Below are 19,428 nucleotides of genomic sequence, written 5' to 3' on the forward strand. Positions count from 1 at the left end.
ATGCCCTAAATATAACAAGAATTAGGTTGAAGCCTAATATCGCGATTTTATTTTTTGTTTTTTTTAACGTTTGAGGGAGCATACAACTTTGTGTAATTTAGAACTTTGATTTTTAGTTAATCTGTTTATCGGTAGAAATAGACCATTGGTCGACAGAATCTTTTGAGTTCGTCTAAAAAATGCTAATAAGGATAAATAGCTGTTTATCTTTACACTATAATTAAAAAAGAAAATAAATAGTTGGTTTTTTTATGACATTGTATTTTAAGTTTTTATAGTTTTTTATAGTTGTTTTATAGTTTATTATTTGGATTTAACCCTCGTTTACTTGTAGATGAGGGTTTTTTGTTAGGTTTTTGGTTGAAAGTGATTAGGAGTTAGTTAGTGTGAGTTGTATTTTTTTAGATTTCGTTATGTATTGTTTTTTCTAGTTTAAATTATTATTTTTTATTCCACTTTTGCATTGGTATCAATTAATTTTCCATTTTTATCGACGACCCAATAGAAGCTCCAATCTCTTATTACAGCTTTTTTGTAATACCCATATTGTGTTGCATTCTTTTTTCTTTCTTCTAGATTTGGAATGGGAACTTGTATTGTTTTATCCATTGTAATTTCTTTTAAAACTTGTGGGAAATTATTTTCTGTTTGGGTATAAAACCAATTATCTGTACTAAAGATAATAGGATATAAACGATCGTTTATGAATAGTTTCCTGTCTGAATTTATATCATTAGTTGTTTTTTGGGAAAGGTGTATTTTAATATTTTGTGCATCTAGATTTTCAAATTCAAAAGTAATAGTCTCTTTATTTATTTTTCGAAATTCTATATACTGATATATAGCATTTTCAGTTTCCCAATCGAGAAGATATGCAATTGTATTTTCTTGTGCGTTTACCAAATTAGAAGTGATGGTTGCTAGTAAAAATAAAAATAGTTTACCCATTTGATTATTTTTAGATTATGATTCTTCCACAGTTATTACCACACTACTACTAACAATGTCGTAGAGCGCTCTTCCTTTTTTGTTTAGAAGAATGAAAATAAGTGAAATCCAACCTAAAGAAAATTTTAAAACAAAACGAAGTAACGATTGGAAAAAATTAAGTTTTTTAGTGGTGTCTTTATTTTTTCGAACTCTAATGTTGCTTCTGTGATTTCCGAAAGTAGCATTTAAGGTAATAAAAATAGGTTCGTACATTAGGATGCTTATGAAAAGTATAATGCGTAAGTTTTCAGAAGTGTTATTCATATCGGTAAGAATATCACTTAATAAATAAATGAAACCTATAATTATAATGGAATCTATGGTTGTTGATTTAATTCTATCGATTACTGAAGCGTAATTTATTTCTGTATTGTAATTATTATTTTCTGTTGTCATTTTTAAATTAGCAAAGCCGTTTTTATTTTTATTCTTCCCAAATCTAATGCTTTGTTTTAATTCGTGCAATATCGAAAAGTATTTCTTATTTGATGGTTTTGTCTTGTTTAGGTTCTCGATACATTTTTTATTTCATTACATTTCATAAAAAACACTCGAACTGACGGAGCGTTGTATTTTCATTTCATTACATAAAAAACACTCGAACTGACGTAATATTACATTTTTTTTTCATTATATAAAAAACATTTGGGCTGACAGAGCATTATCTTTTTCCATTATGGTATTCATGGTTTGAAGTTTTTCAAAAAGTAGTGTAAATGTATGCTGCTAATAAATAAGGAAATAAGGGTGTCTTATAGTTTTGAGTAGCATTAAGATGTTTTTGTTAGTTTGTAATGTTTGAGGCAAAAAGGGAGAATAATTATTAGTTTTTGCAATCTTTTATTAATCTTTTTTTGAATAACCTAAGAACTGGAAAATATTTATTAAAAAAGAACTCCTCGTGTTGAATAACGCAAGGAGTTAAAAATGAGTAATATGGTAAGTTGTCTAATTGAATCGGTAATGGAAAATTAGATTTGATGAAAAGTTATTATTAACACTATTTATACTGTAATTTGTGTTAATCCCCATTCCAAAATGGTTATTAAAATAAAATTTAGTATTCAGTTTTAAGGGGTAAGAAATTGTAGTGCCATCTTGTACATCTCTAGCATCACTAGTTTGATCATAATAACCCAGTCCTGCAAATAATTCAAATTTAATCCATTCTTTTAATTTAATTTCTCTTCCATATTGTAAACTAACTTCGTTGAAAGTATAATTTGTACTTCCTACTATACCTATTTCAGCACCAGTTAATAATGAAGTAGAGAACAGGTTCTTACGATAAGAGGTTGTTAAATTAGCAGTAAATGTTGCTCCTCCACCTTCCGAAAGATTTTTCTTAAAATAAAATCCACCAAATCCAACTTCAGCAGAATGGATTTTAAATTTGTTTTCCTGAGCTGTTATATTTGATAACATCCCTAAACAAAACAATGTAAAAAGAATTTTTTTCATATTTTATTATTTTAATGTTTCTTATGATTCTAAATGTTACAAATTGTATTCCCTTTTTTAATTTTTAGGGTTGTATTTAATAAATTATTATGCTTTTAACTTTTTTTACATTGTTAGTCGATATTTGGTTACAGATAGTCGATTGTAAGTGGGGCGTTTTTTTGAGTAGGTTCTCGATACATTTTTTATTTCATTTCATTGCATAAAAAACACTCGAACTGACGGATGATGGATTCTCAAACAAGTTCAGAATGACAGGTTTGTGGGATTTAGGCTTATAAAATACCTCGAGATTTAATCTCTAAGTATTTATTAATCGTTTCTAAAGTAAGGTCTTCGGGTTGAGTGAGTACCGAATAAATACCGTATTTTTTCAATTCGTTAACGATAAGTCTTTTTTCGAAAGCAAATTTTTCGGCAATTACTTTATCGTAAATTTCCTGAACGGTTTCTGCTTTTTTCTCAATTAATTCGTTGAGCTCGGTATTATTAAAAAAGACAATTACAAGTAAGTGGTTTTTAGCAATTCCTTTTAAATAAGGTAGTTGACGATGTAACGCGTCTAAGGTTTCAAAATTAGTATATAACATAATCAAACTACGGTGGTTGATATGTTTTTTAATGTCTACATATAATCGGCTGTAATCGCTTTCAAAGAAGTCGGTTTTAATGTTATAAAGACTTTCCATAATGTTTTGCATTTGGCTTTGTCTTTTTTCTGCAACGACACGGTTTTCTACTTTTTTAGAAAAGGTAAACATACCTGCTTTGTCTTGTTTTTTGATAATTACGTTAGATAAAACTAAGGTAGCGTTGATGGCATAATCTAATAAGCTTAAGCCATTAAAAGGCATTTTCATAACCCGACCTTTGTCGATGACCATATATACATTTTGCGATTTTTCATCTTGAAATTGATTGACCATTATTTGGTTGCGCTTAGCAGTCGCTTTCCAGTTAATGGTGCGAATATCGTCTCCTTGCACATATTCTTTAATTTGTTCAAATTCCATAGTATGCCCAATGCGTCTGATTTTTTTTAAACCGTATTGGAACAATTGATTGGAAAATGCCATTAAATCGTATTTTCGTAATTGGATATAAGAAGGGTAAGTAGGTACCATTTCATCTTTATCAAAAGTATATCTCTTAGCAATGAGTTGAAGTGGAGAACTAACATAACAATTTACGTTTCCAAAAACATATTCACCACGCTCTGTAGGTCGTAAAAAATATTGGTATTCATCATTTGTATTCGCCTTTATATTACGAATAACTTCAAAATTGCGTTGTTGAAACTGAATAGGGATTTCGTCAATAATTTTTACAATTACAGGGAAAGTATATTTGTTTTTTATTTTGATATGAATAGGGTTTTCATCTCCGTTTGATAACTTTTCAGGAGTATTTCTTGTAGCTTCAAGTTTGTTGCCTAATCCAAAAAGCAATAGCATATCGATTGCTAAGAAGACCAATAGCACATATAAAAGATACCAACAAGCATTATAAATAACTGGAAAAAAATAAGAAACAACAAATAAGGTAATAATACCCATTAGGCAATAAAAGAGAAAATTATTGAGGTAAAGTTGTTTAAAAAAATGTTTCATTCTATGTTGGGAATACTGTTGGTTTTTAATTGGAATCGTTTATCTAGGAATTTCTACTGAATCGATAATTTGTTTGATAATAACAGTACTGGTCACTCCTTCCATTTCGCGTTCTGGAGTTACCACAACACGGTGTTGTAAAACTGGAATGGCTGCTTCTTTAATATCTTCAGGAGTAACAAAATCACGGTTTTTAAGAGCAGCAAAACCTTTGGCAGCATTTAAAATAGCAATAGAAGCTCTTGGCGAAGCACCTAGATAAAGGAATTGATTTTGACGGGTATTTAATACAATTTTAGCAATGTATTCTAACAAGTTTGGTTCGATTAAAATTTGTTTTACCAAGCTTTGGAATTGAAGAATATTACTTTTTTGAACAACTTTAGCAATAGCCGCAAGTTTGTCGTTGTTTTGTAAATTATTTTCTTTTTGAAGAATAGCAACTTCTTCGGATAAGTTTGGATAATCGATATTAATTTTAAATAAAAAACGGTCTAATTGTGCCTCTGGTAGGCGATAGGTACCTTCTTGTTCAATAGGATTTTGTGTAGCAATAACAAGGAATGGCAAGTCTAGAGGATATGTTGTACCATCTGCTGTAATTTGACGTTCTTCCATTACTTCAAAAAGCGCTGCTTGTGTTTTAGCTGGAGCACGGTTAATTTCGTCTATTAATACAAAGTTTGAAAAAACGGGACCTTTTTTAAATTCGAAAGTAGATTTTGATAGATCGAAAACTGAAGTACCAATGATGTCTGAAGGCATTAAATCTGGAGTAAATTGAATACGGCTAAAATCTAAACTTAAAGTTCTAGATAATAATTTAGCTGTGATTGTTTTGGCAACACCAGGAACACCTTCAAGTAAAACATGCCCATTGGAAAGTATAGCGACTAATAATTGATCAATCATTTTCGATTGTCCTACAATAACTTTTGCTATTTCTGCTTTTACTTTTTCTACACTTTCTTGTAAAGGTGATAAATCTAAACGAGTTTGAAAGTTAACATTTTCGTTTTCAATTGGAGCATCAGGAGTTGTAGGATTGTTGTTAAAAGTGTGTTCCAATGGCTGATTTGCAAGATTTTCAGCTTGCTTTTCATTTTGGTTTTCGTTGTTTTCGAAATTATTTTCCATATGTTTTTCTTATTTCTTATTCTTTGTTTTGTAGAATAGATTCATTTCAATTGAAGCTATTCTTAATGTTATAAATTTAATTTTTCTAGAGCTTTATTAAAATTAATTAAGTCAATTTCAGAACTTTCTATTTGATTTCTATATTTTTTTATAAGGTTTACAATTGTCTCAATATCTGATTTGTTTTTTCCTGTTTTTTGATGTAACCGATTGATAAATGTTTCGTTTAGATCGAAAGTATCTATAAGATATTCATTTCTTATTTTTTCTAAGAAAAATTTTATTTTTTTGTTAATAATGTCTTGATGATTACCTTCTTGATAATATAAATTACCAATGGTTTTTGTAAAATCGACGGTTGTATTATTTAAAGGCTCGAGTATTGGGATAATACGCTGTTTTCGTTTGGCATTAAATAAAATAAAAATGATAAGACTAATGATGGCAATTTTCCATGCCCAATTTAGACCAGGTTGGCTATGGATATAATCCATTTCGTTTTCAATCTGATCTCGAGTTCCTTCTCTATGCCAAAAAATATTAGAATCGTCTATATACGATACTATTTGTTCTGCATATTGATAATTTTTGTTTAATAGATAATAATTGGTAAATGCAATAGGCTGTGTATGAAGATAGAAGTAACCGTTTACATGAGGGATTCTTATAAAATTGGCTAAAGTGTCTTTTATATTATTTCTTTGATAACCCAAAATAGTTGTTTGAGTGGAATCAAAATCGGTAAAATAAACATTATCAGAACCTTTTAAGTAGCTGAATTCTTTTCCTCTATCTACAGATAAATATAGAGAATCGGTATATATATTAGTATAAGAAGATTCAAAATGTAAAGAATCTTTAAGTTTTACAGGAAAATTGTCTGCACTTATAAAGGCTGTATTTCCATGTGATACAAAATATAGTAATTCTTGAGCTGATTCATCATCTAAATGAGATACCCCATCGATGTGTAATACAGTACCTTTTATAATATATGAGCTATCTTCGTAAGAATATTTGTCATCTAAAAATTCATAAGGAGTTACTCCAAAACGGTGTAAGCTTTTGGATTTAAACAGAGAATCTAATTCATTATCTAATACAAATAATCCAAAAGGGATTTTCTCTTTCACGCTATAACTTGGAGACCAGTTCACTGGCTTAGGTTTATTAGCTTCTAAAACGATTATTCCTATTAGAATAAGCACCAAGATAATGATTGGTATTTTAATACTTTTTAGCATTATTTTTTATTTGCAATTGCTTTTTGAAAAACGGTTTCCGCTTTTAAAAAGTCGTTTTCATTGATTTCAAACTCGCCATACCAAATGTAATCATAGATATAAGAAAGGTATTTGAAATTATCTCTTACTATTTGAGATTGTATTTCATATAAATAATCTGAATTTGTTTTTTCTATATCCCATTCTATAATTTCATTATCGGATAATGATTTTAATAACCATAAATAATAGTAACGAATGGTTACTCGGTATTCTTTATTTGCTTTTGATTTAGAAATAATATCATTAAAATTGATAGTATGTATATTTTCTTCTACCATTTCTGATACTATTATTTTCTTTTTATTTTTAGAGAATAACCATTGTCCTTCTTGACCGACAAGTAGTTTTACAAGCAGATAGATTACAAATGCTATGATGAAAAAAGCCGCTATTTTCATGAAAATTTCAAAACCAGTTAAAGCCTTCTCCCCATTTTTAAAATTGAATATACGACCAAAGAAATCACCAACAGCTTTCCAGAATCGTTGCCAAGCTGTTGCATTTTTAGAATCGACAACAGTATCGTATTTAAAATCGCTTGAGTTGTATTTTTCTCTAAAATTAGACTCGAAATGCTTAGGTGTAACAACAATGGGTTCGTTAAAGTATACAGAATCCATTAGATTTCTTATAGAATCAATTTTAGCTTCATTAGTAAGAGCAACAATACTATCGGATTGAGAAAACCCAAAGGATGAAAAGAATATCAAAATCAAAGCTATTATTTTATTCACTTTCAAAAACTATTAAATCGAGATTATTTTTTTACTTTTTTATAAACTATAAAAGGATAAATTAAGTAGTAAAAACTAATCATCCCTAAAGTAGTTAAAATTATTCCTACACTTAAAAAATGAGGCATGTCTACAGAATATCTTGTAATAAAGCCTTCCAAAAAACCTGCCATAATAGTAAAAGGCATAGTACTTAAAAAGATTTTGAAGGTATTCTTGAAGCCAATTTTAAACGAGTTGAAACGAGAGAATGTTTTGGGGAATAAAATACTTGCACCTAATGCAAACCCAGCAGCAGCTTCAATAATCATGGCAAAAATTTCCATAGAACCATGAATCCAGATACCTCTCACACTTTCCCAAAAGACATTTTCTTTATAGAAGAAAGTTTGAAAAGCACCAAGCATGATGCAGTTTTTCATAAATACATAAAAAGTACCAAAGCCTATAAAAATTCCCATGAAATATGATAATGCGCCTACTCGCAAATTATTCCAAGTAATACTAATATAGCTCCCCCAATTACTTCCCGATTTATAAACAGCAACAGGGTTTCCTTCTTTAATGTTTTCTAATGACATATTTACATAGGAGTCACCTAATATTAATCTTACAAATGTGTCGTCGTTAACTGCAGAGACAATCCCTATTGAAGTTAAAATGATAAAAATTAAAAAACCATATAAAATATATCTTCTGTATTCATAAACTAAAAGAGGTACTTCAGTTTTAAAAAAATATAGAAAACGATTCGTATCTTCTCTTTTTGTTTTATAAATTTTTTGGTAGGTTTGCGAAGCTAAATAATTTAAATAAGTTACCGTTTTACTTTTAGGATAATAGGTTTGAGCATAAGCTAAATCATTAACCAAATGAATATATAAATTGGCTAACTCGTCAGGTTTTTTTTTAGATTTACCAAAAATAGCTTGTTCAAATTCAAGCCATTTTTCTTTATTTTGTTTAATAAAAGCAACTTCTCTCATGAAGTGCTAAAATATAAAATATGTCACAATTAACGATAAATACGACACAAAATGTTACAATTAATTTCACAGCAGCTTCTGTTGGAGAAAGACTGTTAGGTCAAATTCTTGATTTACTTGTAATGATGGCTTATAGTATTGTTGTAGGATACATTGTAGATTTGAGTGGTTTAGAATCATTTTTAACCACGATTGATGATTGGTCTGCAATGGCTGTTTATATATTACTTTATTTACCTGTTTTTTTCTATACACTTATTTTAGAGAGTATTTGGGAAGGTAGAACTGTGGGTAAAAAGATTATGAAGATGAAAGTGATAAAAATAGATGGTTATCAAGCTGGTTTTGGAGATTATTTAATTCGATGGTTGTTTCGTATCATAGAAGTATTACCTCCTTTTACTATTGTGGGCGTTCTTACAATCATTTTTAATAATAGAAATCAGCGTTTAGGCGATATGGGTGCTGGTACAGCAGTAATTTCATTAAAAAATAATATAAATATTAATCATACTATTTTGCAAGAAGTAAATGATGATTATGTGCCTACTTATCCATTGGTAATCAAACTTTCAGATAATGATGTTCGAATTATAAAAGAAACATTTGAAGCGGCATTGATTAATAGAGATTATAATACTTTAATTAAATTAAGAGACAAGATTATAGCTGTAACTGAAATTAAAAATCAATCAGGTAATGATGAAGATTTTATAAGGACATTATTAAAAGATTATAATTTTTATACTCAAAACATGTAATTATTTGCTAAGATATAAATACCCATTTATAGGTTCTGGATAGCTAGGGTCATTTAAATATAAAATATAATAATAAGTTCCGTCTGGGGCAGTTTTTGTTCCAATTCCATCTGCTACATAGCCATCCCAATCTGGTTTGTCATTATTTCCTAACCAGAGTAATTTACCCCATCTATTATATATTTCTAATTGGAAATGGATAAAAATATCTCGTAAACCATCAATAAAAAAGGTGTCATTTAAGTTGTCATTATTAGGTGAAATAGCATTATAAATTATTGGTGGACAATTTTCAACTTGCAATAAAAATGAAGTGATACTAACACAATTATTTTCATTTTCTATCCGTATAAAAATTTCTTTAGGAGTTGTTATTGCTTCATAAGAACTAGTATTCAAAATAGGATTTATATTATTTAATGCGTCATCATAAGTTTCATGAAAAGTAACCAAGTGAAAAGGGTTTGTTTTTACTTCTTCTTCATAATTTGAAAAATCAAAAATGCCTCTGGTAAACCCTAAATTACAACTTATTGATGGTGGTAATATATTATAAGTAGGGGAAATAAATAATTCAATCTGTGTAGAGTAGCTGTTGTTTGTTTCTACTAATTCCGTAACAACACCTGTTCCATTTCCTAAATCATCAACAACAGCTGTCAATATAAAATTGGAAGGAATTGTATTTGGAATTGTTATTATGGTGTTTCCAGATTCATTTCCACCAATAGGAATTGGATTTTGCGTTTGTGTGGAACCCACTACAATTCCGTCCGCATAAAAGGCAATAGGAGTGTTGGCAGCTAAAATCTCAGTACTATTAACATTGTATACGGTAAAACTCACTGGAATGTTACGATTGTTGCAGGCTAATTGGTAATCATCTATGGTTATGGTAGCATCTGGCAATTGACTATTTAATTTAGTTACAACGGTATTAATCATAATAAAATCCTGATAAGATGAAAGTGTAATGTTTGCACTGGTATTTCCTATTTGAATATAATTTTCTATATCATAAATATCTAAATCCATATTATATAAATCGGTTGCGCCAGTTATAGAGTTTGTTCCGTTAAAAACATTATTTATAGGATTAGAAGCATTGCTTATGACAGTTCCATTTATAGCAAATGTTTCCGTAGCTAAAGAGATATCACCTTCCCATGCTATAAAACCAGCCGTTGCATTGTTATTATCAATTACATATAGATTAGTTAAATCAATACTTAAATTACTTGGAACCCCTTGTAAACCATCATATACATTTATTTGATTTAAGGGTAAATTACTGTTTTCATAAATGATTAGTATGGCCCAACCCGCAAAATTGGTAGAAATTTGTTTATGGTACACTTCATAGGCAGATATGTCTAAATCAGATAAAGTATAATCTCCATTGCCATTGGTTTGGATAAAAGAAGTAATGTCTTTAAAAGCACTAAAATAGGTAAAGGTTTGATTCACTCCAGAAATTCTACTATGACTAAATGTTCTTTCAGGTGTCATAATTGTACCGTTTAAATCTACTTCAAAATCACCATCACCACTTCCAGACCAATATAAAAAAGCTTTAATTACTGTGTCATCTGGAGATAGATTTAATTGTGCGGAAGAAGAAGTACCAGTGACTAGCCCAGCAGTTAAGTTGTTTTCGGCAGTATTCATGGTGTTACCAATAAAGGTAAAATCATACCGACCATTAATTTGAGTGTAGAGCGTAATATCTTGTCCATTCAAAAAGATTGGGAAAAGTAGGAAAATGAAGTAAACCAGGAAGTATTTTTTTTGCCTCACACTTTAAATTATACTTAAAATATGTTCTAAGATACTAATTAATTTAATAAAATCTTTCTATTTCAACTGGCATGAATTAAAAAATTAGTAATTTTCGGCTTTAATATAAACATTTGAAAACATATCAAGTAAAAAAATATACTACTGACTATTATTCTAAATGGAATGAATTTGTTGACCAAGCCAAGAATGCAACATTTTTGTTTCATAGAGATTTTATAGAATATCATAGTGACCGTTTTGAAGATTACTCTCTTCTTGTTTTTGATGAAAGAAATAATCTTAAAGCCATATTGCCTGCAAATAAAGTAGGAGATACTATTTATTCTCATCAAGGGTTAACTTATGGCGGATTAGTATTGCCAAAATATGTAAAGTTTACAGAAGTAAGAGCCTTATTTTTCTCCATTACCGATTACTTAAGTCAAAAAAAAATAAAAAAAATTAATTATAAACCCATCAATCCTTATTATCAAACATTGCCATCGGAAGAGTATCTATTTCTTTTAAATGAAATGGATGCAATTTTAGTGAAACGAGAATTAAATTTATGTCTTCCTTTTCATAAAGAGTTTAGGATTTCAAAAAGTAAACTTAAGCATTATAGGAAAAATGAAAAATTAGATTTTAAGATACATTCTGGAAAGGATTTTTCTAGTTTTTGGAATAAGGTTTTAATTCCAAGATTAAGAGATAAATATAACACGGAACCAGTGCATAGTTTAGCAGAAATAACATATTTGTCAAAAAAATTTCCAGAAAAAATAATTCAGTATGATATTTATTTTAATAATGAAATTGTTGCTGGAATTACGCTGTTTAAAACGAAACATGGAATAAAATCTCAGTATGGAGCTACAACAGATTTAGGAGAAAAGTTAAGAGCTTTAGATTTTTTGTATTTTAAAATTATTGAAATGTACCAAGATCAATGTCAGTTTTTTGATATGGGAACTTGTACTGAGAATAACGAATTAGGTTTTAATTCTGGGTTATTAAATCAAAAAGAAGAGTTAGGATGTTTTTTATATACTCAAGATACTTATAGTATTACAATATGATAAAGTTTTTAGATTTACGTTTAATAAATAAACCTTATGAGATCGCTTTTCAAGAAAAAATGAATAAGTTCCTTGATAAAGGATGGTATATTTTAGGAGATGAGGTTGTAGTATTTGAAAAAGAATTTTCATCCTATTGTGGAACGAAATATTGTATAGGTGTAGGCAATGGATTAGATGCTTTAACCCTAATTTTTAAAGGGTATATTCAATTAGATAAATTACAAAAAGGTGATGAAATAATTGTTCCTGCAAATACTTATATTGCTAGTATTTTGGCTATACTTCAAGCTGATTTAATCCCTGTTTTAGTAGAGCCTGATTACAAAACATATAATTTAGATACTCGTTTAATTCATGAAAAAATTACCGCTAAAACTAAAGCTATTCTTGCGGTTCATTTATACGGACAGTTAGCAGATATGGAAGCGATTAATACCATAGCAAAGCAATATAAATTATTAGTTATTGAAGATGCGGCTCAAGCACATGGTGCTGTTTCTAATTGGAATAAGAGAAAGGCTGGAAACTTAGGAAATGCTGCAGGATTTAGTTTTTATCCAGGTAAAAATTTAGGAGCTTTAGGAGATGCGGGTGCTATAACTACTAATGATGAGAATTTAGCCCAAGTACTTTTTTCTATGCGAAATTATGGTTCGAAAACTAAATACGAAAATGAAATTTTAGGAACCAATTCAAGATTAGATGAATTACAGGCCGCTTTTTTAAATGTAAAGTTACCCCATTTGGAAAACGAAAATGAAAAGAGAAGAAATATAGCCAAACGTTATCTGAAAGAAATACATAATGGAAAAATACAGCTTCCTTTTTGGAATGAGAGTAACAATCATGTTTTTCATTTATTTGTGATTCGAGCCAAAAACAGAGATGAATTAATACATTATTTAAAAGTTAATGGAATTCAAACGATGATTCATTATCCTATTGCACCACATAAACAAGAAGCTTTACAGAAATGGCATGCGCTTTCATTTCCAATTACAGAGAAAATACATGAAGAAGTATTGAGTATTCCCTTAAACGGAATTTTAAGTGAAGAAGAGATAGAAAGAATTATTAATGTTCTAAATGCGTATTAATAGTGAGTGAGGAAAAGAGCACATATAAGAGGATTCTATTTGCTACTTCTGTTTTTGGAAGTATGCAATTTGTAAATCTTTTCTTTTCATTTGTTAAACACAAACTGTTATCCATTTTTATTGGAGCAGAAGGGTATGGTATTTTTGGAATGTTAAATTCTATAGTCGATTTAATTAAATCTATTTCAGGTTTGTCGATAGATAATAGCGCAGTAAAAGCAATAGCAAGCCAAGAAAATAGTAATTTTAAAGCACAAATAGTTTTAAAACTATCTCTTTTAACAGGTATATTAGGATGTCTTGTTACGATTTTATTTTCTCCAATTATTAGCAAATACTTGTATTTTACTTATGACTATTGGTACCTTATTGTTTTTTTAGGGTTAGCCGTGTTTTTCAAACAAATTACAAGTGCTTTTAATGCTATTTTACAAGGTAAAAGTCTCTTTAATAAATTAGCAAAATCAAATTTATTATCAAATGGTTTTGGTTTGCTTTTTACCATCCCTTTTTTTTATTTTTTCAAAAAAGATTTTATCATTCCGGCTATCATAATTACAGCTTTAGTCAACATGATGGTATGTTGGTTTTTTGTAAGAAAAATCAAGGTCTTGAATGCTCTTTTAACATTTAAAGAAGCCGTATCGCAAGGAAAAGAAATTATTTATTTTGGTAGCTTATTAATGATTATGTCTTTTTTACCTTTATTAGTCAATTATACGCTTCAAATCTTAATAAATAAGCAAGATGGTATTGAAAATGTAGGTCTTTTTAATGTGGCCAATATTATTTTAAATACCTATGTTGGTTTTCTTTTTAATGCCATGTCTTTGGAATACTATCCTCGATTAGTAAGTTTAGAAAAGGATAGTAGTAAAGTAGCCATTACGGTAAAGCAACAAGCCATTGTAAGCACTTTATTATTAGTTCCAGTAGTGATTTTTTTTATTGGCTTTGGAGAATTTATAATCCAAGTTCTATTTTCTAAAGAGTTTTTAGAAGTTAATCAATTGTTGCAATGGGCAGTTATAGGTATGTTTTTTAAAGCCATTTCTTTTTCGATAGGTTATTTGTTTATTGCAAAAGCTGATTCCAAAGTTTTTATGAAAACTTCATTAGGCTTTAATATTTTGTATTTTTTAATGCTATACTTTGGGTATCAAATAGGAGCATTTAAAGGTATGGGAATAGCCATTGCAATTTATTTTTTTCTTCATTTAACAGGAGTTTATCTTATAGCCCAAAAAAGATATCAGATGCATTTTTTTGAAAAGAAAGACATTTATTTATTTATCGGCCAATTCCTTACTTTATTAGTTGCGCTTTTTATTATGCGATTGTCCTCTCAAATTCATTTATATTTGATTGCCATTTTATTTGTTTTAAGTGCTGGCTATACATTTTATAAAATTAATAAATTAGTAGTTTTAAAAGAGTTGTTTAAGAAATGAAAGTAATATCAAAAATAAAGAGAATCTTAAAGGTAAATTGGGTTAAATCCATTTATTTTAACTTTAAAAAATTTCCTTTTGCTATTGCTAAAAAGATGCCAGTTTTATTTTATGGTAGCGTAAAATTTCAAAATATATCGGGAAAAATAAGTATTAATGCTCCCATACAAACCGGAATGATTGGTTTTGGAAAGCCTTATGAAATGAATACACTTTCCAGTGGCATTGCAGAAATAATGCTGGCAGGGACTATTATTTTTGAAGGACATGTTCAATTTGGGAAAGATTATTTTGTATTTGTAACAAAAGAAGGTGTTTTACAAATGGGAGATATGTCTTCCATTGCTTCCAAAGGAAAAATTATTTGTACCAAAGAAATTGTTTTTGGAAGGTATGCTAGACTAGGTTCTGAATGCCAAGTTATTGATACCAATTTTCATGAAATGATGGATACTATAACCCACCAAAAGTTCCCTATGCATGCACCTATTAGAATTGGAAACTATAATTTTATAAGTAATAGAGTTACGTTTTTATCCAAATCGATTACACCAGATTATTGTACAGTTGCCTCAAATAGTTTGTGTAATAAAGACTATACTTCTTTAGGAAATACTATTTTAATTGGAGGTGTTCCAGCTCAATTAGTAAAAGAAAATATTACGAGAGATTGGGAAGGTGAAAAAGATTTGTTAGATAACTATTTAAAAAAGATTTAAATTTTGATATAACCTAAATATATGTTATCAGAAATATTCCTAGTATATTTTATCTAGACATGGTTTTTTGTATCAGAAAATGATTTAAGAATAAGTACTTTTGAAAAATAATAAAGATTCATGAAAATAGAAATAATTTCAATTCCTAAGATAGAAGATAGAAGAGGAAACTTGTCAGTTATTGAAAAAGATGTGGTTCCTTTTCAAATTAAGAGAGTGTATTATCTCTACGATGTGCCAAGTGGAGCAGAGAGAGGAGGACATTCTCATATTCAACAACAAGAGTTTTTAGTAGCGCTATCAGGAAGTTTTGATGTAATTTTAAATGATGGAAAAGCAGAACAAAAGGTCTCTTTAAATAAACCTTATGAAGGTCTTTTGATAAAAAATGGCATTTGGAGAGAATTAAAAAATTTTTCTTCTGGTTCGGTTTGTTTGGTTGTTGCTTCAGATGTCTTTGAAGAAGAAGATTATATAAGAGATTTTGAAGTGTTTTTAAGTTTAAATAATGAATTAATTAAATAATTAATTCATTACTCTAATTTTATACTCCGTCTTTACCTTTAAAATTATTAGCTTAAACACTAAAGAAATATTTCTCAATTTAAAATTATGAATGAGTTCATGATGTATTCTTTTTAACAAAGCGTTGTATTCACTAGTTTTAGTATTCATACCAAAAGCTTTTTTTAGTATCATAAACGTACTATAATTGATTCTTTTTTCATATACACTTTTTTTATAAAAATGGCTTAACTGAGAATTTGTTAAGAATCTTTTCTCTACTAAAGGCAAATCGATATAAATAAGGTTGTGTTTTCTAGCAACACGTAACCAATAATCTAAATCTTCGTAAGCTAAATTTTCATCATAACCATTTAGTTCTTCAAAAACCATTCTTTTATACATGCCACTTACCGAACACATACAATTACCCCCTTTTAAAATACTCTCATAATTAGTATTAAAAATAGATGTATCCTTTACTTTTAAATTTGTATTAACTGGGAAATGATAATGTAATAAAAGATCGTCTTCATCAATTATTTTAGCATTACCAAAAACTAATCCTGCATTCGGATTATTTAAAAAAGTATGAATTTGATTAGTTATTCCTTCTTTTGTAAGTACATCATCAGCTGCTAAATCAATTAAATAGTTTCCTTTTGAAAGTGCAACAGCTTGATTGAAAGATTTATTATTACCTATATTTATTGTGTTTTTTAGGAATAGAGTAGACGGGTATTTTTGCAACCAATTTTCAATGACTGCAACAGAATTGTCCTGACTTGCATTGTCAACAATTATTAATTCAATATTTTTGTAATCTTGGTTAATTACAGAATTTAAACTTCTTTCAACATAAAGAGCATGGTTGTAAGAAGTGCAAATTACAGTAACCAAAGGATCATTTAACATGATTTTTTTCTCAAATGTAAATATTAGGAATGAAATTTCAAAAAAAGTATAAAATTGCTTTAGTAGGGTATCGGTTGGGTGTAGGAGGAGCCGAGCGCGTAATGGCTAATTTATCTATTTTTTTGGATAACCTAGGTATTGAAACTCATATTATAACAGTTATTGATCAATATGGATATGAGTATAAAGGAAAAGTAATTGCAACCCAAAAATTAAAAGTAGGAACAGGTATTTTTAATAGGATTTCTAGGTTAATTGCTTTGAAAAAAATATTCACTAAAGAAAAATATGATTTTATTATCGATTTTAGATTTAGAAATAAACCGTTTCAAGAATTTTTAATTGCAAAATTATTATACAGTAGTAGAACTATATTTACCATACATAGTGCTGCATTGGATCATTATATCCCATTGAATAGGTTTTGGGCACAGAAAATTTATGAAAAAAGTTTTGCTATTATTACTGTTTCCAATTTTATAAAAGATGCGATAGAAAAACAATATGCATTTGATAATGTTCAAACTATTTATAATACCGTTAATACCGAAATAATAGATACATTAGCTAATAAAAAAATTACGGAAGCGTTTCAGGATAATTTTATTCTTGCTGTTGGGCAAATGGATTCTAATGTAAAACAATTTGATCATCTTCTTGAAGCCTATCATCAAAGTAATGTTAGTTTACCATTAGTGATTTGTGGAGAAGGCAAATTGAAACAAAAATTAATTGCATTAGCCCAAAATTTGCAAATTCATGATAAGGTATTCTTTGTTGGTTTTCAAGAGAATCCTTATAAATATATGGCTAAGGCAAAACTTTTAGTTATGAGTAGCGCATTTGAAGGTTTTCCAAATGTTTTAGTAGAATCTTTGTATTGTGAAATACCAGTGATATCGTACGATTGTTATTCAGGCCCTAATGAAATAATTAGTCAAGAGTATAATGGATTATTAGTGGAGAATCAAAATAAAACCGCTTTAGCTAATGCAATAAAAAGATTATTATCTGACGTAAGTTTATATGATTATTGTAAAGCAAATGCAAGAAAGTCGGTGCTAAAATTTGATTTAAATTCCATAGGAAAACAATGGTTAGAAGTAATGAAAATAGGAATATGAAAATTTTGTACATAAGCACAGGCATTACAAATTCAGGAGGTGTGGCCAAAGTTGTTTCATTAAAAGCAAATTATTTTGCTGAACAATTAAATCATAAAGTGCATATCGTTTCATCAAATGATGCTTCACAAAAAACATTTTTTCATTTCTCCAATTTAATCGTATTTAAATTTGTTCCAAAAAAAAATAAGATTATCAGATTCATATTTTTTTTTATAGAAATAATTTCCTACATCAAAAAGTATCAGCCCGATGTTGTTATTGTTACAGATAATGGTTTTAAAGGATTGTTTGTTCCTCTCTTCATTTCTCGTACTATAAAAAGCATTTACGAAATGCATGCCACGAATCATAATTTTGTATACATGGGAAATAAGAATAAAGATCTATTTTCAAGTAAAAGCATTGGCTATTTTTTAAACAAATATGATAAGGTTGTTGTACTGAATTCTAATCTGAAATTCAAATCTATTTCAAACGATAAGCAAGTGGTTATTCCTAATCCAGTGGTATTAAATAAAGAAATAATAGCTCCTAATTTAAATTTGAAACCATTTAAAAAAGTGATTGCAGTAGGACGTATAGTTCCTGAAAAAGGTTGGGATAGACTATTAAGAATTTGGAAAAAAGTGATTGCTCTTCATCCAGATTATTATCTTGAAATATATGGTGAAATCGATTCTAAATATAATTTGAATCCTTTAATTGAAGATTTGAATTTAAAAAAAAATGTAAAAGTTTTAATGCCAGTGAATGATTTAGAAAGACAATATAGTACTTCCGATTTTTTAGTGCATCCTTCCTTTTATGAAAGTTTTTCAATGGTTATTTTGGAAGCCATGTCTTTTGGTTTACCTATAGTTAGTTTTGAATTAAAAACAGATTTAGTAAATTCAAATTATTGTTTGATTGCTAGAAATGAAGAAGAATTTGCTGAAAATTGTATACAACTAATTGAAAATAGAGAGTTAAGAGATCGATTAGGAATACATGCCAAAAGAACTTCAATGCAATATGATTGTTCAGTAATTATGAAAAAGTGGAAGGATTTGTTACAAACTATTTAACGGCTATTAATACTGTTTCATGATCTGAAAAACCCAAAAAAGCATCTTTTTTAAATTGCAAAATTTCAATCTTAAACCCTACGTTTTCTAGTCTTTCTTTTAAACCATTTACTGAATAGATTCTTACATGATCAGCCTGCCCGAAATGTTTTAATCGCTCTTTTTCGGAAGTTATCGTGTAGTCTTCATAAATTTCTCCTTCTTTAAAAGGTGTTTGTATAAGTATTGTGCCTTTTGGATTTAAAACACGATATAACTCATTCATAGCCTTTTTATCGTCTATAATATGTTCCAAAATATGATAGCATAAAATTAAATCAAAAGAATTCGTTTTTTGAGCAATATTAGTGATATCGTATTTTGTATCTGCTATAAAATCACCAGATAAATCGGTAGCAGAGTAAAAGATATTTTTCTGTTTTTTCCAAGCACGGTAAAGCGGCCTAGATGGTGAAAAATCTAATACTTTGATATTATCTTTTAAATAGTGGGTTGAAATTATATTCCATAACCTCCTGTCTCTTGATAAACTTCCGCATCTTGCGCATAAGCAATCTTTATTTTCAATTATAATCCATTCATTAGATTCAAAATTACAAATTGTACAGCAATGATTTTTACCTCTTTTAGTAATAGAAAAAACCGCTCTTAAATAAGGTTCAATCTTGAAAGTCATTCTTTTTGGAACCATCAAATGAACCAATCTTTTGAAATTGTTGTACATA

At 28.7% G+C, this 19,428-nt stretch carries 19 protein-coding genes; 8 read left to right on the forward strand and 11 right to left on the reverse strand.

Annotated elements, in window-relative coordinates:
• Positions 1-447: 447 nt before the first annotated feature.
• The 8 genes from CX675_RS07275 to CX675_RS07310 all read right to left on the reverse strand — a co-directional run bounded on the left by CX675_RS07275 (position 448) and on the right by CX675_RS07310 (position 8,204).
• Complete coding sequence (locus tag CX675_RS07275) at positions 448-948, reverse strand: hypothetical protein (protein WP_130734564.1); 501 nt, start codon at positions 946-948, stop codon at positions 448-450.
• A gap of 15 nt (positions 949-963) precedes the next feature.
• Complete coding sequence (locus CX675_RS07280) at positions 964-1,386, reverse strand: RDD family protein (RefSeq protein ID WP_130734565.1); 423 nt, start codon at positions 1,384-1,386, stop codon at positions 964-966.
• A gap of 552 nt (positions 1,387-1,938) precedes the next feature.
• Positions 1,939-2,451: a hypothetical protein gene (locus CX675_RS07285; RefSeq protein WP_130734566.1), complete on the reverse strand. Its 513-nt coding sequence runs from the start codon at positions 2,449-2,451 to the stop codon at positions 1,939-1,941.
• A gap of 275 nt (positions 2,452-2,726) precedes the next feature.
• Entirely contained in the window at positions 2,727-4,061 is a 1,335-nt protein-coding gene (locus CX675_RS07290) for a DUF58 domain-containing protein (RefSeq protein WP_130734567.1), read from the reverse strand.
• 39 nt (positions 4,062-4,100) lie between these two features.
• Positions 4,101-5,129 carry an AAA family ATPase gene (locus CX675_RS07295; protein WP_370277638.1) on the reverse strand — a complete coding sequence of 343 codons (1,029 nt, stop codon included), beginning with the start codon at positions 5,127-5,129 and terminating at the stop codon, positions 4,101-4,103.
• 137 nt (positions 5,130-5,266) lie between these two features.
• On the reverse strand, positions 5,267-6,442 hold the full coding sequence (locus CX675_RS07300; RefSeq protein WP_130734569.1) for a DUF4350 domain-containing protein: 1,176 nt from the start codon (positions 6,440-6,442) through the stop codon (positions 5,267-5,269).
• Complete coding sequence (locus tag CX675_RS07305; RefSeq protein WP_130734570.1) at positions 6,442-7,218, reverse strand: DUF4129 domain-containing protein; 777 nt, start codon at positions 7,216-7,218, stop codon at positions 6,442-6,444. Before CX675_RS07305 ends, CX675_RS07300 begins: the two co-directional genes overlap by 1 nt.
• 23 nt (positions 7,219-7,241) lie before the next feature.
• On the reverse strand, positions 7,242-8,204 hold the full coding sequence (locus CX675_RS07310) for a stage II sporulation protein M (protein WP_130734571.1): 963 nt from the start codon (positions 8,202-8,204) through the stop codon (positions 7,242-7,244).
• A gap of 20 nt (positions 8,205-8,224) precedes the next feature.
• On the opposite strand from CX675_RS07310, the gene CX675_RS07315 reads away from it, so the two are divergent.
• On the forward strand, positions 8,225-8,965 hold the full coding sequence (locus CX675_RS07315; protein ID WP_130734572.1) for an RDD family protein: 741 nt from the start codon (positions 8,225-8,227) through the stop codon (positions 8,963-8,965).
• Here CX675_RS07315 and CX675_RS07320 read toward each other — a convergent pair whose 3' ends face one another.
• Positions 8,966-10,705 (reverse strand): gliding motility-associated C-terminal domain-containing protein, encoded by a 1,740-nt coding sequence (locus CX675_RS07320; protein WP_240723608.1) that lies wholly within the window; start codon positions 10,703-10,705, stop codon positions 8,966-8,968.
• A 170-nt stretch (positions 10,706-10,875) separates the two neighbouring features.
• On the opposite strand from CX675_RS07320, the gene CX675_RS07325 reads away from it, so the two are divergent.
• From CX675_RS07325 to CX675_RS07345, 5 genes are all read left to right on the forward strand, one after another.
• Positions 10,876-11,823 (forward strand): FemAB family protein, encoded by a 948-nt coding sequence (locus CX675_RS07325; RefSeq protein ID WP_130734573.1) that lies wholly within the window; start codon positions 10,876-10,878, stop codon positions 11,821-11,823.
• Positions 11,820-12,923 (forward strand): DegT/DnrJ/EryC1/StrS aminotransferase family protein, encoded by a 1,104-nt coding sequence (locus tag CX675_RS07330; protein WP_130734574.1) that lies wholly within the window; start codon positions 11,820-11,822, stop codon positions 12,921-12,923. The genes CX675_RS07325 and CX675_RS07330 overlap by 4 nt, the downstream gene beginning before the upstream one ends.
• 2 nt (positions 12,924-12,925) lie before the next feature.
• Positions 12,926-14,374, forward strand: a complete 1,449-nt coding sequence (locus CX675_RS07335; protein WP_130734575.1) for an oligosaccharide flippase family protein — start codon at positions 12,926-12,928, stop codon at positions 14,372-14,374.
• Positions 14,371-15,093, forward strand: coding sequence for a transferase (locus CX675_RS07340; protein WP_130734576.1), 723 nt, complete (start codon positions 14,371-14,373; stop codon positions 15,091-15,093). Before CX675_RS07335 ends, CX675_RS07340 begins: the two co-directional genes overlap by 4 nt.
• Positions 15,094-15,213: 120 nt before the next feature.
• On the forward strand, positions 15,214-15,618 hold the full coding sequence (locus tag CX675_RS07345) for an FdtA/QdtA family cupin domain-containing protein (RefSeq protein WP_130734577.1): 405 nt from the start codon (positions 15,214-15,216) through the stop codon (positions 15,616-15,618).
• Here the strand turns inward: CX675_RS07345 and CX675_RS07350 are convergent, their stop codons facing one another.
• On the reverse strand, positions 15,619-16,512 hold the full coding sequence (locus tag CX675_RS07350) for a glycosyltransferase family A protein (RefSeq protein WP_130734578.1): 894 nt from the start codon (positions 16,510-16,512) through the stop codon (positions 15,619-15,621).
• A gap of 29 nt (positions 16,513-16,541) precedes the next feature.
• Here CX675_RS07350 and CX675_RS07355 point away from each other — a divergent pair, with 29 nt between their 5' ends.
• Together CX675_RS07355 and CX675_RS07360 are read left to right on the forward strand one after the other, a co-directional pair.
• Positions 16,542-17,636: a glycosyltransferase gene (locus tag CX675_RS07355; protein WP_130734579.1), complete on the forward strand. Its 1,095-nt coding sequence runs from the start codon at positions 16,542-16,544 to the stop codon at positions 17,634-17,636.
• Positions 17,633-18,703: a glycosyltransferase gene (locus tag CX675_RS07360; RefSeq protein ID WP_165395996.1), complete on the forward strand. Its 1,071-nt coding sequence runs from the start codon at positions 17,633-17,635 to the stop codon at positions 18,701-18,703. Before CX675_RS07355 ends, CX675_RS07360 begins: the two co-directional genes overlap by 4 nt.
• On the opposite strand, the gene CX675_RS07365 is transcribed toward CX675_RS07360, so the two are convergent.
• Complete coding sequence (locus tag CX675_RS07365; protein ID WP_130734581.1) at positions 18,696-19,427, reverse strand: bifunctional 2-polyprenyl-6-hydroxyphenol methylase/3-demethylubiquinol 3-O-methyltransferase UbiG; 732 nt, start codon at positions 19,425-19,427, stop codon at positions 18,696-18,698. The genes CX675_RS07360 and CX675_RS07365 overlap by 8 nt on opposite strands.
• Position 19,428 lies beyond the last annotated feature (1 nt).

It is taken from the genome of Flavobacterium sp. J27 (assembly GCF_004303025.1).
GTDB lineage: Bacteria > Bacteroidota > Bacteroidia > Flavobacteriales > Flavobacteriaceae > Flavobacterium.

Excerpts from the sequence above, each read along its gene's own strand:
- CX675_RS07300 (WP_130734569.1), bottom strand. The coding sequence starts at position 6,442 with ATGCTAAAAAGTATTAAAATACCAATCATTATCTTGGTGCTTATTCTA.
- CX675_RS07275 (WP_130734564.1), bottom strand. The coding sequence starts at position 948 with ATGGGTAAACTATTTTTATTTTTACTAGCAACCATCACTTCTAATTTG.
- CX675_RS07355 (WP_130734579.1), top strand. The coding sequence starts at position 16,542 with ATGAAATTTCAAAAAAAGTATAAAATTGCTTTAGTAGGGTATCGGTTG.
- CX675_RS07360 (WP_165395996.1), top strand. The coding sequence starts at position 17,633 with ATGAAAATTTTGTACATAAGCACAGGCATTACAAATTCAGGAGGTGTG.
- CX675_RS07330 (WP_130734574.1), top strand. The coding sequence starts at position 11,820 with ATGATAAAGTTTTTAGATTTACGTTTAATAAATAAACCTTATGAGATC.
- CX675_RS07310 (WP_130734571.1), bottom strand. The coding sequence starts at position 8,204 with ATGAGAGAAGTTGCTTTTATTAAACAAAATAAAGAAAAATGGCTTGAA.
- CX675_RS07345 (WP_130734577.1), top strand. The coding sequence starts at position 15,214 with ATGAAAATAGAAATAATTTCAATTCCTAAGATAGAAGATAGAAGAGGA.
- CX675_RS07350 (WP_130734578.1), bottom strand. The coding sequence starts at position 16,512 with ATGTTAAATGATCCTTTGGTTACTGTAATTTGCACTTCTTACAACCAT.
- CX675_RS07340 (WP_130734576.1), top strand. The coding sequence starts at position 14,371 with ATGAAAGTAATATCAAAAATAAAGAGAATCTTAAAGGTAAATTGGGTT.
- CX675_RS07280 (WP_130734565.1), bottom strand. The coding sequence starts at position 1,386 with ATGACAACAGAAAATAATAATTACAATACAGAAATAAATTACGCTTCA.
- CX675_RS07315 (WP_130734572.1), top strand. The coding sequence starts at position 8,225 with ATGTCACAATTAACGATAAATACGACACAAAATGTTACAATTAATTTC.
- CX675_RS07285 (WP_130734566.1), bottom strand. The coding sequence starts at position 2,451 with ATGAAAAAAATTCTTTTTACATTGTTTTGTTTAGGGATGTTATCAAAT.
- CX675_RS07290 (WP_130734567.1), bottom strand. The coding sequence starts at position 4,061 with ATGAAACATTTTTTTAAACAACTTTACCTCAATAATTTTCTCTTTTAT.
- CX675_RS07365 (WP_130734581.1), bottom strand. The coding sequence starts at position 19,427 with ATGTACAACAATTTCAAAAGATTGGTTCATTTGATGGTTCCAAAAAGA.